The organism is Streptomyces sp. NPDC001401 (genome assembly GCF_042895385.1).
In the GTDB taxonomy this organism is placed as follows: Bacteria; Actinomycetota; Actinomycetes; order Streptomycetales; family Streptomycetaceae; genus Streptomyces.
Genome location: NZ_JBIAWI010000013.1, coordinates 22,633 through 36,550 on the forward strand (window position 1 = coordinate 22,633; position 13,918 = coordinate 36,550).

8 protein-coding genes and 1 pseudogene are annotated in these 13,918 nt (G+C 65.4%); 6 read left to right on the forward strand and 3 right to left on the reverse strand.

What is annotated here, in order from left to right; genetic code table 11:
- Window positions 1-24 precede the first annotated feature (24 nt).
- Entirely contained in the window at window positions 25-1,116 is a 1,092-nt protein-coding gene (locus tag ACFY10_RS35190) for a radical SAM protein (protein WP_390669297.1), read from the reverse strand.
- 764 nt (window positions 1,117-1,880) lie between these two features.
- On the opposite strand from ACFY10_RS35190, the gene ACFY10_RS35195 reads away from it, so the two are divergent.
- The 6 genes from ACFY10_RS35195 to ACFY10_RS35220 all read left to right on the forward strand — a co-directional run bounded on the left by ACFY10_RS35195 (window position 1,881) and on the right by ACFY10_RS35220 (window position 10,985).
- Window positions 1,881-3,029 carry a nucleotidyltransferase family protein gene (locus ACFY10_RS35195; protein WP_390669298.1) on the forward strand — a complete coding sequence of 383 codons (1,149 nt, stop codon included), beginning with the start codon at window positions 1,881-1,883 and terminating at the stop codon, window positions 3,027-3,029.
- Between the two features lie 76 nt (window positions 3,030-3,105).
- Window positions 3,106-4,935, forward strand: coding sequence for an amino acid adenylation domain-containing protein (locus ACFY10_RS35200; protein ID WP_390669299.1), 1,830 nt, complete (start codon window positions 3,106-3,108; stop codon window positions 4,933-4,935).
- Window positions 4,936-5,141: 206 nt separating this feature from the next.
- Window positions 5,142-7,007: an ABC transporter ATP-binding protein gene (locus ACFY10_RS35205; protein ID WP_390669300.1), complete on the forward strand. Its 1,866-nt coding sequence runs from the start codon at window positions 5,142-5,144 to the stop codon at window positions 7,005-7,007.
- Window positions 7,004-8,833 carry an ABC transporter ATP-binding protein gene (locus tag ACFY10_RS35210; RefSeq protein WP_390669301.1) on the forward strand — a complete coding sequence of 610 codons (1,830 nt, stop codon included), beginning with the start codon at window positions 7,004-7,006 and terminating at the stop codon, window positions 8,831-8,833. Before ACFY10_RS35205 ends, ACFY10_RS35210 begins: the two co-directional genes overlap by 4 nt.
- 18 nt (window positions 8,834-8,851) lie before the next feature.
- Complete coding sequence (locus ACFY10_RS35215; RefSeq protein WP_390669302.1) at window positions 8,852-10,306, forward strand: condensation domain-containing protein; 1,455 nt, start codon at window positions 8,852-8,854, stop codon at window positions 10,304-10,306.
- A gap of 25 nt (window positions 10,307-10,331) precedes the next feature.
- Window positions 10,332-10,985 carry a class I SAM-dependent methyltransferase gene (locus ACFY10_RS35220; RefSeq protein ID WP_390669303.1) on the forward strand — a complete coding sequence of 218 codons (654 nt, stop codon included), beginning with the start codon at window positions 10,332-10,334 and terminating at the stop codon, window positions 10,983-10,985.
- A 90-nt stretch (window positions 10,986-11,075) separates the two neighbouring features.
- Here ACFY10_RS35220 and ACFY10_RS35225 read toward each other — a convergent pair.
- Window positions 11,076-11,240: pseudogene (locus ACFY10_RS35225) on the reverse strand (DNA-binding protein); the annotation flags it as partial.
- Window positions 11,241-12,220: 980 nt separating this feature from the next.
- The gene (locus tag ACFY10_RS35230) at window positions 12,221-13,621 is read right to left on the reverse strand and encodes a YibE/F family protein (RefSeq protein WP_390669530.1); all 1,401 of its coding nucleotides are present in this window, start codon (window positions 13,619-13,621) and stop codon (window positions 12,221-12,223) included.
- Window positions 13,622-13,918: the final 297 nt, after the last annotated feature.

Here is a 13,918-nt window from a genome sequence, read left to right on the forward strand (position 1 = left end):
CACCTCCATGACCGTACACGTCCGTCAACCGCAGCCGCATTCCGCCTCGGAACTGCCACACGAGCAACCGCTCGTGGCGCTGGTCTCCACTCCCATCCCGCGGCTGACGATGTTCTGGGCGGTGCAGTTCTGGTCCTTCGCCGCAGACCTGAACTCGCTATACGCTTGGGGGTCACTCCACATGTCCACGAAGTCGGCGTCGCGTATGTTGCCCAGGACGTGTTGGCGATCGTCCGGTGCACCGACCAAGTAACTGCACGGGTAGATGTCGCCGTTGGTGGACAGGTAACCGGCGGCGTCACCGCAGGCGCACTTGATGACGTAGGCCGAGTTACCCGCAGGGAACTCGGCCTCCAGGACGTAAACCGGCTCGGGCAGGCCCAGTCGGGTCGAGTTGCCGATGCTTCGGTCGAGCAACGCCAGCTGTACGTTGCGCACCTGGTTCTTCCTACGTAGCAGCAGTGCCTCGTTCTCACGGGCGACTCCAGCCGCGAACATGGGCTTGGCCAGGAAGGCCCGCGCGTTGTGCTCGCTGACTAGGTCATACGTGGCGACGGTGTCTTCCTGATTCTCCTCCGTGATCGTGTACCTCGCTTCGACAGCCACGGCCAGGTCCCTGGCCTCCCGCAGTGTCCGCAGCGCGGCCCGCATCGCCCCCTTGCGCCCGCGGAACTCGTCCACACGCTCCTCGTCGACTCCGTCGAGGCTGAGATGAAGGACGAGTTGGTCCAGTTCGGAGCCGCATACCTCCGCGATCTGCGCCATGCGGACCTGCCCCGAACCGCTGGTGTTCAGCTGCACGGTCAGGCCCCGGTCGAGCGCGTGCCGCAGGACCACCTTCGTGCGGGGCCATACAGGTGTGAAGAGAGCCTCGCCACCTGTGATCGTGACCTTCTTCAGCCCCATCTCGTCTACGAGCCGGTCGATGAACGAGGTGATCTCGTTCAGGCTGAGCTGGCTCGACTCCAGAAGCGAGCGGTATTTGGTGCGGTTGAGCTCCGGAACGTAACAGTGCTGACAGCTCAGGTTGCAGTAGTAGGAGACCGCGATGCGCATGTGGTCAATGCGGCGCTTGGTCGCGGCGCGGGGCGCCAGTTCAGTGGATCCTTGCGTCACGTGCAATATCCTTTCTTTGCCTGCTTGACCATCCCATTAAAAGCACTTTGCAAGTGAAATATCTTCGATTGGTCGAATATTTATCGAATATGTCGCGGCTGGCGATTACGGGACGTCGCTGTGATCTTCGGCGAAGGAGGTGCTGAGAGGCAATATCCGGGGATGAGTGCACTCTGAAACGACGAGCATCAGGGAGTGCGTTTTCAGGTCGGAACGGTATGCGCTTTCTGTTTACAGAGTCAACGGCTTTGCGCTGGTCTGCCCTGCTGGATAGTAAATATCAGGCCAAGGTCCAGCCGCTTCGGCCTGGACGCCGCGCCCGGCGCCGACGCCTCCATTTATACCCGTGGACTCGCGACCGCAAGTTCCCTAGTCTCTGCAGTTCAGAGGGAGAGTCAGTGCGCTTCCTTGCCGTAGATGCGACATCCGTCGACGGGGTTCCCCCAAGGGTTTCGCCTCTGGTGGATCTTTCTGGGTGCCCCGGCTTCCGCTGTCAATGGTGGCCGGATTGTGACGGGTGGAGGATTAAGGCGATTGTGGATTGTTGACCTTGGAACAGAATGCGTATAACTTCGCCGGCTGGCATGGCGAGCCATTGCCGGATCTGTGTCCGTCGAATCGTTCGACTAACGGCGTAGTCGTATGCATTGGAAGTCTGCAGGCGGTTTCCCCCACCTCACCAGCGGAAGGCGGCATGCATGCCAGGGAACTCGCTCGGAAGCCGATCCAAGCCCGCTGCAGAGCAACTGAGTCTTCATGACCGAGTGGCTCTCATCCGAGCGGTTCTGCATCCCTATCCCGCCCCGGCGGAAACGTCCGTCCGTCAGCTGTTCGACGCGCTTGTCGAGCGACTCGGGACAGACGCCGTCTTCTCCTACCTCCGCGAACGCCAGCTGGTGAGCGCGGCGCTCGCTACCCATGGCACCAGCGCTCACATCATCGATCCGAGCAGTGCATTTCCGGTGTTCGGGCATGTCAGCCGGGTGCTGAGTGGATTGCACCGTATGGAACTCGGCCGTCTGGCGGCGTCGTTCGAGGCGACCGGTGTTCCTCTCATCGCCTTCAAAGGCGTGGCCCTGGAGGCCGCTTTGGGCAACACGAACGCTCCTGCGTACAGCAACGATATCGACGTTCTGGTACCGCGGGGCCGCTTGCCGCAGGCCAGGGAAGCGCTGTGTGCCCTGGGTTACTCCTCCGAGCTCTGGATCCGCGCCGGCCAGGTTTCACGTATGCCGTCTCGTGTCGTCGAGATGAGCGAGAACTCGCTCTACTCCTTTGGTCAGTGCGCGCCGATGGGGAGGCTGGTCGCGGTGCCTGAGCTAGCGCCGATGAGTCGGCAGCTCCTGGAGCTCTTCCCGCACCTCTTCTGCTTCGCCGATGACCGGTTTCAGCTGAAACTGTCCGTCGACCTTCACTACAGCCTCAACCAGTTGACGGACGATGTGGGGACCCGGGTGAAACCATCCGAGGGCGTTTGGCTGGACGACACAGAAAAGGTCGACATCGATGGTGTGACTGTCGCCACGCTGAGCCACCGGGTGTTGTCCTGGGTGCTGCCGCATCGCCTCTATGTAGACGCCGCACTGCTCCAAGAGGCGAGTGCCAAGTCCCTGTGCCACCTCAAGTCGCTCTGGCACCACGGCACGCTCGACACCGAGCATGTGCGGGATGTCGCTCTGCGTTACCCCTATCTCGCCCCTTCCCTGTACTACGCACTGCGCGCCATGGACCAACTGTGCGGTACGAGCGCGCAACCACTGATCGAACCTGTGAGGATCCGGCAGTCCGCCACCCCCCTGATGAATGTGGGGGACTGTCTTCCCGCGCTGCTCGGCTTCGCTGTCGAAGTGACCCTCGGTGAACCGGCAGGTCCAGACACCGGCGACACCGGGATAGCCCTGCGACCGGTCTGACCCTCCCAGAAAGGCAGTAACCGTGACAGCACCGAAGGATCCGTGGAGCCGTTGTTCGCCCGCGGACCGTCAGCTCATGGAAGAACTCCAAGGTCGTGTTCGGCCGGTTGCGGCGGACGAGGTCATCAGGGGCCTGCGCGAGCACTATCGCGGAGCGGGTGACCGCGTCGCCGTGGTGGAGGGCGGGCGTACCTGGACCTACGCCGAACTCGGCAACCGTGTCTTCGGCCTGGCGCACCGTCTTGGCGAGGCGTTCCCTGCTCGCTCCGCCGAGGGGCGCGGGGTGTTCGGGGTGGCCATCGACCGGTCACTGGAACTGCTCGTCGCCGTCCACGCCATCGCGCTGACCGGATCGGCGTACTGCCCGATCGGCCCAGACGATCCCGTACCGTGGCAGCTCACAGTGGCCCAGACGAGCAATGCCGAGGCTGTCCTGGTCGCTGGCGATGCAGAAGATCATCAGGCGATACAAGAAGCCTTCGGGAAGACTTTCCTCGTACGCCGCGACAAGTCCGCCGCCACAGACTTCACCCACGCCCGGGTCCATGAGCGCACCACCTCGCAGGTCATCTTCACCTCGGGGTCGGCAGGCCGGCCCAAAGGCGTGCTCTGCACCTACGGCGGATTCGCGAACCGGATCCGGTGGATGCAGGAACGCTTCCCTCTGCGGACCGGCGATCGTGTCGCCCTCAAAACGCCCGTCACCTTCGACGTCGCGGGCTGGGAAATGTTCTGGCCGCAGTATGCCGGAGCACAGACGGTGATCGTCCCGCCCGGCGCGCACACCTCTCCCGAGGCGCTGATCTCCACTTTCAACCAACACGCGGTGACGGTGGCCCACTTCGTGCCCTCCATGCTGCGCTTGTGGCTGCGTGCGGACGGGGCACGACGGTGTCCGGATCTGCGCATGGTGTTCTCCAGCGGGGAGGTCCTCGACGCCGCCCTGGTCGCCGAGTTCGCGCGCCAGTCGAAAGGCGAACTCCACAATCTGTATGGGCCCACGGAAGCCACGATCGACGTGACGCACTTTGCTGCGAGTGCCGAACCCCGCAGGCCGGTACCGATCGGCCGCCCGATCACCAACACACGCATCTATGTCCTCGACCAAGCTCAGCGCGTCTGCCCCGTTGGTGAGAGCGGCGAGATCTACATCCAGGGGATCGGGGTGGCGTCCGGCTACCTGAATGCCTCTGAGGAGGACAGCGCGCGGTTCCTTCCTGTCCTGCGAGACGCTCCGCCCGGCTGGGGGACGTTCCGCACCGGCGATCTCGGCAGGTACACGACTGACGGACAAATCGAGTTTCATGGCCGTCTGGACGGCCAGCTTAAGATCCGCGGTCAGAGGGTCGAACCCGCAGAGGTTGAAGCTGCCCTGTGCGAGCACAGCGCCGTCGTACAAGCACATGCACGGGCCCATCGGTCGAGCATGGGGCGGCCGCTGTTGGTCGCCTATGTGGTGCTGGATGCCTCCCACGGCATGACCGACCCAGTGGGGGAACTCCAGGAGCACCTGGCCTGCCATCTGCCGACACGTTCCATGCCTTCGAAGTTCGTCTTTCTTGACCCTCTTCCTCTGAGCAGCCACGGAAAGGTCGACGCAAGTCGCCTTCCCGAACCCGGGCGTGCGCGTCCAGACCTCAAGTCGCCCTTCGAGGAGCCGACAAAGCCTCTCGAGAAGCTAATTGCCGGTATCTGGGCGCATGTGCTGGATCTCGACGAGGTGGGAGTTCGGGACAACTTCCATGATCTGGGGGGAGATTCGCTGGCGGCCGTGGAGATCTCTTTCGTCCTGACGGAGCGCCTGAACCTTGACCACGATGATCCGCTCATCCCCCGCATCCTCATGGATGGTTCCACTGTGGCGCAGTCAGCGGCCATGGCTGCTTTGGCCGGAGTCAAGGCGTGACCCGGACGGCTGGCCGACCGGGATTCAGGCAGGCCCGGCGGCGCATGTGCAACGCGCTCGCCGTCTGGAGCCGATGCCATCTACGCCGTACCGGGACGCCGGTGGGGTCGGTCGCCCATCGCTCCCGGGAAGACATCACGGTGTCAAAGCTCCGTGACCTCCCTGAGGCCGGGATTCTCTATCCGGCCAGAACCGCGGTGGACCAAGTGAGCGCGGCCCAGCGATGGTATCTCCTCAAGGCCCTCTCGGCGGCGGGAGCGCCGTCGGTGTGCCTGCTGGTCATGGTGCACATCCTGCAGAGCCTGACGCCTGTCACAACGGCGGTGGCGATGGCGGCGCTGGTCGAGCGCGTCTCGCTGAACGCGACCCGATTCACGCAGGTCGCGGTGGCGTTGGGCATGTACGCGATCGTGCTCGCCGTGAGCCACGTCCTCGAGGCTGTGTCCGCACCGCTGCAGTACGTTGTCAAGACGCGCATCGACGGCGCGAATCGCGCCGAGGTCGCGAGGCTGGCGGCGGCGGAGACGATCGAGACGCTAGAGCGTCCCAATGTGCAGCAGTTGATCCGCCTGGCCAGAGCAGAGCCTGGCAACTGGACGGAACGCAGCGTCGGAGACGGCGCGTTGGCCCAGCTCGTCATGGTGACGGGGATGGTCGGCGTCACCGCCTCGTGCCTGGTGCTTGCCCGACTCGCCTGGTGGCTGGTGCCACTGGTGCTCCTGCCCGCGGTGCTCAACAGCCTGATCCGCAGCCGCCACGCGCTGGAATTCTTCCACGAGTGGCGCCGCGGCGCCTCCGCTGGGCTGCATGCGGACGCTTGGTCACGCCTCCTCATCTCTCCGGAGGCGAGTAAGGAGGTGCGGATCTTTGGTTTCGCACGGCTCGCCACCGCCCAGATGCGTGGTCACGTCCTGCGAATGCTGGAGCCCGTCTGGCAAAGTGCCGTGCGGAGCCTACGACAGCAGTGGAGCAAGTTCGTGCTCATCGCCGGGGGGCTGGGTGCCGCCTACACCGTGGCCGTGGTCGACGCCGTGGAAGGCCGTGGCTCCGTGGCCCTGGAGACTGCGGTCTTCGCCGCCGGCTGGGCGATCTATCAAGGTTTCTACGGATATGATCCCCGGGCGGTGATCGGCGCCCTACCCGGGGTCACGGCGCTCGCAGAACTGCGGGCCGTCGCGGCGCCCGCACGTACCAGCATGGGGCGGGCATCTGCGCAGGACGACGCGGGCCGCGTGTTACCGGCAGCACTCGCCGCGCCTGCGGTGCCACAGCGTCCGCCCCTGGTGCGATTCGAGCGGATCGGCTTCCGATACCCGGGAACCGACGGAGCGGTCTTGGACAGCGTGGACCTGGAGATCCGCCCGGGGGAACTGCTGGCCGTAGTGGGTCTGAACGGCGCGGGAAAGTCGACTCTGATCAAGTTACTCTCTGGGCTTTACCGTCCGACCTGCGGTCGCATCACGGCGGACGGCACCGACATCGAGGATCTGGGCATGACCGCCTGGCGCAGGCAACTGTCGGTGGTCTTCCAGGACTTCGCCAAATACCACCTGTCACTCACCGACAACATCGCGCTGGGCCAGGCGGACGCACCGAGGGATAGGCGAGTACTCGAGGCCGTGGCGAGGGAAGCGGGACTGACCACGTTGATCAGTCGCCTCCCGGAGGGCTGGGACACACCGCTGGCCCGCTCACGCCGCGGTGGTGTGGACCTCTCCGGCGGTCAGTGGCAGCAGGTGGTCCTCGCCCGTACGCTGTTCGCCGCGCGCTCGGGGGCGACCGTGCTGGTGCTCGACGAGCCCACGACCCACCTCGACGTGCGTACCGAATTCGAGGTGTTCCGCAGGCTCGTCGAGCGCCGTGACGCGGTGAGCACCGTATTGATCTCGCATCGTCTGTCGACCGTTCGCTTCTGCGACCGGATCGTGCTGCTGGACGGCGGGAGGATCACCGAGGCGGGCTCTCACGACGAGTTGATGACGCTCGGGGGCGAGTACGCGAGGCTCTTCAAGATCCAGGCCGAGCGATTTGCCGCCGGATACGACGATCGCGCCGAGGAGGAAACCTCGTGATCAGGCGCTGTCTCGGGCTCTGGCGGGAACTGCTGGTGCTTTCGTGGCGCAAGGTGCCCGGCCTTACCTTGTGCATGGTCGGTGCGCAGGTGCTCTCCGTTGTCCTGCTGGTCACCAGTGCGCTGGCCCTGCGACATGCGGTCGACGCCACGCTGGCCCACGACGTTTTCGGTGCCGTCGGCGCTGCATTGGGCGCGGCGGGCGCCTATGGGACGACCACGCTGGTCGGCACATACCGCAGCACTCTGCGTGTGTTGTTGGTAGAGCAGGTCGGGATGACTGACCTGCACGAGCAGATCCACATGGACATCGCGACACTCGAGAGTCTCGACCATCTGGAGAACACCGAGATCCAGGACCGGGTCACGGTCGTCGGCGGCGCGGCCTGGGGCATCATGGACGGGCTGTGGGGTGCAGTCGACTCCCTGTTCGGCATCCTTCAGGTCGTCGTCTCCCTTGCGCTTCTTGGCGCGCTCAGTCCCTGGCTCCTTGTGTTGCTGCTGTTCGCGTTGGTGCCGCTGGTGTGCGACAACCGCGGTCAGCGCCTAATTGCCCGAGCCGAAACGGACTCGGCTGAGGCGTTCCGGCTCCAACAGCATCTGTTCCATCTCGCCACTGATGCCGTCACGGGCAAGGAGATTCGCGTCGCGGAGGCCGGCCCGTGGCTGGCGGACCGTCAAGCACGGGCTTGGAGCGAGGCTCACGCCCTGCGCATTCGCGCACGTGTCGCCGCGGCCGCCTGGAAGCTGGCCGGCTGGCTGGTGTTCACGGGGGCTTTTGTCGCAGGACTGGCCCTCGTGACCCATCGGGCGCTTCGCGGAAGCGGCAGTGCGGGCGACGTCGTCCTGGCCATCACCCTCGCCCTGTACCTGCGCCAGTCCGTCCACGTCGCGGTGTCCAGGGCCACTGCTACCGCTGGAGCCGGGCGGCTCATCGATCCTTTCCTGTGGCTACGCGACCACGCCGCCCGGGAGGGCGCACGACAGGGCAGCAACGCAACCGCACCGAACCGGCTGCGTGACGGGCTGGAACTCGACCGTGTCAGCTACACCTACCCCGGCATTGCCAGGCCCGCATTGCGGGAGGTGTCCGTGCGCATCCCGGCCGGCAGCGTCGTCGCCGTCGTCGGCGAGTACGGCTCGGGCAAGACGACGTTGGTCAAGCTCCTGGCCAAGTTGTACCTGCCGGACCAAGGGACGATACGGCTAGACGGAACCGCACTAGGCGATCTCGACACAGCGGGATGGCGGTCTCGGATCAGCGCCGCTTTCCAGGACTTCGGCCGCTACCACGTCACCTTCGCCCAGGCGGTCGGGCTGGGCGCTCCGGCCCACTTCGAGGACCTGAAACACATCACTGAGGCGATACGCTCCGCCGACGCTGAGCAGGTGGTGCGCCGGCTGCCGAACGGCCTGGACACGCAGTTGGGACGCGGACTGGGCGGTGTGGAGCTCTCGGAGGGCCAGTGGCAGAAGACCGCCCTGGCACGCGCGTCCATGCGGCGGGAGCCGCTGCTCTTCATCCTGGACGAACCCACGGCGTCCCTGGACGCACCAAGTGAACGCGCCGTCTTCGACCGTTACATGGCCCGCGCCCATCGTCTCGCCGAGGCCGTGGGAACGATCACGCTGATCGTCTCGCACCGGTTCTCCACCGTCACCAACGCGGATCTGATCATGGTACTCGACCACGGCGAACTGGTCGAGGCGGGAACCCACCGGGAACTGATGGCCCGGGGCGGACGGTACGCCGTGTTCTACCACACCCAGGAGCTCGCGTACGGCAAGGGCACCACGGACGTCGAGGCCCTCTGGAACCTCCACTGACACGGGACGGACAACGGTATGCAGAAGACCGCCTCTCATCTCGTCTCCTTCTCAGGCTGTACTTCCGGCACCCACGACCTGGCCTGGGCGCAGATCGCGGCGGTGCGCTCCATTGAGCGGATCGGCACGGCACTCACCCCTCCGCACGTCCGCAAGGACGGACCGCTGACTGGCGTACGGAGGGTGGGGGATGTCCTCTCCGCGATCAGGAAGGTCTTGGAACGACACCAGGCACTGCGAAGTCACTGGGAGCGGGCCGAAGACGGGCGTCTTGTGCAGGTCGTCAGGGCCGAGGGGGCTCTCTCGGTAGATCAGTACGAGGTCGCGGCGGACGCAGTGTCGAGCGCGGCTCATGAGATCAAGGAGAGGCTGGCCCTGGAGGACTTCAAGTCTGACGAACTGCCCGTCCGGGTCGCTCTTCTCACCGTGCACGGTGCTCCGGCGGCCATTGCCATGCTGCTGCACCATGTCTTCGCCGACGGGATCGCATCGGCGATTGTGTATGAGGAGATCGTCAACCTGAGTCTGGGGCGTGCCCTGCCAGGGCCGTCGGGATGGCAACCGGGCGAGATCGCAGCCTTCGAGCGCAGTGCACGTGGCAGAGCCCAAGCTGAGCGAGCGGACGTGTTCTTGCGGAAACAGCTGCGCGCGGCCTCCGTTCCGACACCACCCCGCGTGGATCCCACCGGAGGGGAACCAACATTCGTCTGGGCCCGGTTGCAGTCCCAGGCCGCCGCTCCCTCCGTTGCTAGCCTGTCCCGCAGGTATGGCGTCAGTGCGGCAAACGTCATCTTCGCGGCCTATGCGGCTGTCCTGGGCCAATGGACCCGGCAGACATCCATCACCTTGCGCCTCACCGTCGCGAACAGAGCGCATCCCGGCACCCGATATGCGGTGACCAATCTCTTCCAGGCCATCCCACTCAGTGTCCCAGCACAGTCAGGAACTTTCGGCGAGCTGGTCCGCGACGTCTCTGTGGTGGCATTCCAGGGGTACCGGTGCAGCTGGTACGACCACGACCGGTTCGTGGAGTCCCGCTCCCTGATATCCGCGGAGCGCGGCCACCACGTGGCCCTGCCCTTTGGCGTGAATCTCCGGGTGATCGGGCAGAGCGACTTCAACGGTACACAGTCTCTGGCGGAGAAACGCACTTTCAATGCGCTGGCAGACCTTGGCCCAGACGCCCTGCGCAAGCTGAGCACCGCATCACAGCTGACGGAGGACCGCCTGCCTGCGGCTTTGCCCGACCTCAACGTGCGGTTTTCGGTGTGGGCTCTCGCCGAGACGGCGGTCATGACCCTCATGGGTGACACCTCGGCCATCCCCATCCACGGTCCCCGGCTTCTGCTTTCCGGACTCGACTCCATCCTGCTGGATGCCGCTCTTGCCTCTGGTGACACCCCGCTGCACCAACTCTCGCAAACAGTGCTCGACCGGGCGGCCGACGGTCGGACAACTCACGAAGCGTCCTGAGGGACTTCAGAATCGAGGAGAGAACATGGAAGCTCCGTATGTGAATCGCTGGACGGGAACCGTCCGCTCCTTCACGAAGGAAATATTCGATCACGTTCAGAAAAGCGAAGCCTTGCTACTGGAAGGGTCTTCCAGTGTGCCGGAACTCGCCTACCTCATGGATCTCGTCGTGCGCTTCGACGTGCATCGCGTCATTGAAATTGGTTTCAATATAGGGTTCTCCAGTCATGCGTTCCTGACTGCCCGCGAAGATGTGACTGTAGTGTCTTTCGATCGGCCTGGGAGTTTGGCTGTTTCAGTAGCGAAGGAGTTCATCGACAAGAAGTTCCCTGGGCGTCACCAGCTGATACTCGGAGATTCCAGGGAAACACTGCCGAACTTCCTGTCGAATACGGCGCTTGCTGCTGCCTTCCAGCTGGCATTTGTAGACGGCGGCCATGAGTACGACATTTCGTCATCGGACTTGCGGAACTGTCACACTGCATGCCCTCCAGGGGCTATTGTGGTGATGGATGATCTAACACCATGGGTGCCCTGGGGAATTGGACCCACTAAAGCATGGCTTGAAGCGGTGGAAACCGGAATCGTAGAACCTCTGGAGATTCACCGGGACGGAATCGTTACAGAGAGAATCGAAGGGCCTGCGGACCGCGTATGGGGAATGGGGCGTTTCGCATAGCTGTACCGAGGGGTTTTTGCGCGCCTGTGGCTGGCGCCTGACCTGGATGAGTAGGCTGGGCGCAAGGCGCTACCAATCGAGGGCGCTCAGTCAGATCTTGATAACGGTGGCCCGCCCAATGTGCAGCGCGATCAGGTCCTCGGGATCCGAGGTGAGGATCGTGGTCGTTCCGGTGATGCCGAGCATGGCGTCAATGGTGCACTCGTGTCCGTGCAGGCCGGCGGCTGCTTCGCCTGCCGGGTCGTGGTGGCCGACTGCACCTACTCCACCAGCGACGACTTGCCCCACATCGACGCCCCGCACGGCACCACCAGCGCCCGCTCGCCCGCCGACCTTTCCTGCCCCCGACGACCGGCCAGAGAGGGGTGTCACGCCCACCAGCCCCAACTGCTTTGCTGGCCCCGGGGCATTACGGGACGTCCGCTCCCGGCTCACCTCGGTCATCACCCTGGGCAGCTGGTGGCGAGCAGGGACCGACAAGGACCCGCCGCTCGAACTCCAAGCCCTCATCGACACGGTCACCGCTGGCAGACCCCTTGACCTCTACCGCCAGTTTTAGCGAGCTACCGGTAATTCCCCGTGGGCGGCTGCAGCGGGATGGCGCGTCGGTGCTGCTGGGCATGTGTTGACGTGCCGATAGGCAAAGCGCTTAGAAGGCGCTTGGTCAGGGGTGGCATGCTGGGTCTCTGACCTGCATCGATACGTAGAGCTGAGGGGCTGTCAGGAAAACTTCCCGCGTTCTCGGGAAGCGGGGCCGTAGGGAGTCCGCAGGCATGGTGAGCCCAAGGTGTCTGACGTTGCTCCGGCAGCTCATGGATTCTGGCCGTGCCCGCGATCTGTGCAAGTCGGCGCTCTCAGCTTGGGAAGCGACGGCGCTTGCGGAGCCGGATAGCTTCTGACCTGGGCGTATGTGCTCTGGGGTTGCGCCCGAGGGGGCAGGATCGCACCGCTGTTGACCGTGGTTGACCGGTCTTAAGGGCACGCTATGGGCACGCCGGCGACTCGGAGGCGCTGGGAGGTCCTCCGGGCGGCTGAAGAGCAGGCGTCCCCTGAAACGAGAGCTGGCCGGAAGGGAGTCGTTGCAGGAGCACACCGCAACATCACCAAGGGGCAGGCGGCGATGATCTCCGCCGAGGCCCGTTCAGAGTTTGAACAACAGCCGCGCTCAGACGCTGAGCGCACCCCCCGTACAGTCGCTGAACAGCCAGTATGCGCCCACCTTGAATAGATCGCTCTCAACGCTTCCGCCGACGCCCGCCGCGGCTCGCAGCCGCTCCGGCAGCCGCCACTGCGCCCGCTGTCGCCGTTTCCGCCCGCGGACCGGGCCGGTCGGCCGAGACCACCAGTGCCGCGAGCAGTGTCGTGACCGGCACCGAGGCGACCAGGCCGATCGAGCCCACCAGTGTGCGCACTATCTCCTCCGCGACCAGTTCGCTGTTGGCGACCGTGCCCACGCCGCTCTGTGCGATGGAGAAGAGGAGCAGCAGCGGCAGTGCGGCGCCGGCGTAGGCGAGGACGAGGGTGTTGACGACGGAGGCGATGTGGTCGCGGCCGATGCGGATGCCTGCCCGGTACAGTCCTCGCCAGCTCATGGTCGGGTTGGCGTCGTGCAGTTCCCAGACGGCCGAGGTCTGGGTCACCGTGACGTCGTCGAGCACGCCGAGGGATCCGATGATGACGCCGGCGAGCAGCAGACCGCTCATGTCGAGCTTCGGGTACAGGCCGTGTATCAGGCCGGTGCTGTCGTCCGTGTTGCCGGTCAGGGCGGCCCAGCCGATGAACACCGAGCCCAGGATGCCGATCAGCGCCAGCGAGAGCAGGGTGCCGAGCACCGCCACCGAGGTGCGGGCCGACAGACCGTGGCACATGTAGAGGGCGATCAGCATGATGGCGCTCGACCCGACCACCGCCACGAGGAGCGGGTTCGAGCCCTGCAGGACCGCCGACAGGACGAAGAAGTTCAGCACCAGGAAGCTGATGGCCAGGGCGACCAGCGCCATCACGCCGCGCAGTCGGCCCACCACCACGACGGCGAGTGCGAAGATGCCGGCCAGCAGGACCATGGGGAAGCGGCGGTTGACGTCGGCGACCGAGTACTGCAGGTCTTTGGGCGCGGAGGGTTCGTACGCGGCGACGACCTTCTCGCCCTGGTGCAGCTGCCGCGACTGGTCGGGCTGCACGATCTCGGTGAAGGTACGGCCCTTGTCCTTGCCGCTGTCGACGCGGATCGTCGCCCTTTTGCAGGTGCCGCTCGCCTCCTGCTGTGCCGAGGTGCCCTCGGCGGTGGAGGTGTCCCCTGTCGGGGTCTCGCCCGAGGCGTTCACCGACTTGCAGCTCACGCTCACGACCTTGGAGACCGTCGCCTGCTGGGTCTGCCGGTCGAAACCGACACCGGTGCGCTGGTGCGGCGGGGCTCCGCCCGGCCACAGCACGACGAGCCCCACCACGACCGCGGCGGTGAAGGGGATCAGGATCGCCGCGATGACCTTGCGCAGGTGCCGGGAGACCGGTGCGGCGGGCCCATGGCTGTGGCTGTGGCCGGGGGTGTGTGGGTGTCCGTGACCGCCCGCGCCTGCTCCGGGGCCGTGGTCGGGGCCATGTCCGTTGCCGGTCACCGTGGCGCGCCCGTCGCCCATCGCGGGGGTGTGCGCGTGGCCTATCGCCGGGGAGGGGATGTGGCCCGTGCGGGCATCGGGTCCGTAGTCGGGGCGACGAGGTATCGACTCGGGAGGATTCCCGTACTCGTGGCCGTACTCGTAGTCGTGGCCGTACTCGCTCACACGACCATCGGTGGGGCCCGGCGGGTCGCCGACCCGGTTCCAGTCTCCGGCACTCTGCCGGTCAGCGGCTCCCATGCCGTCTCCCTCGCGGTTGTCCGTGCCCCCTCCGAAGCCGGTCCTGCGCGGCGGCTCTGAGGAAGAGTACGGGAGCGG

Coding starts and splice junctions, on each gene's coding strand:
- ACFY10_RS35200 (WP_390669299.1), top strand. CDS start 3,106: ATGGAAGAACTCCAAGGTCGTGTTCGGCCGGTTGCGGCGGACGAGGTC.
- ACFY10_RS35215 (WP_390669302.1), top strand. CDS start 8,852: ATGCAGAAGACCGCCTCTCATCTCGTCTCCTTCTCAGGCTGTACTTCC.
- ACFY10_RS35220 (WP_390669303.1), top strand. CDS start 10,332: ATGGAAGCTCCGTATGTGAATCGCTGGACGGGAACCGTCCGCTCCTTC.
- ACFY10_RS35230 (WP_390669530.1), bottom strand. CDS start 13,621: ATGGGCGACGGGCGCGCCACGGTGACCGGCAACGGACATGGCCCCGAC.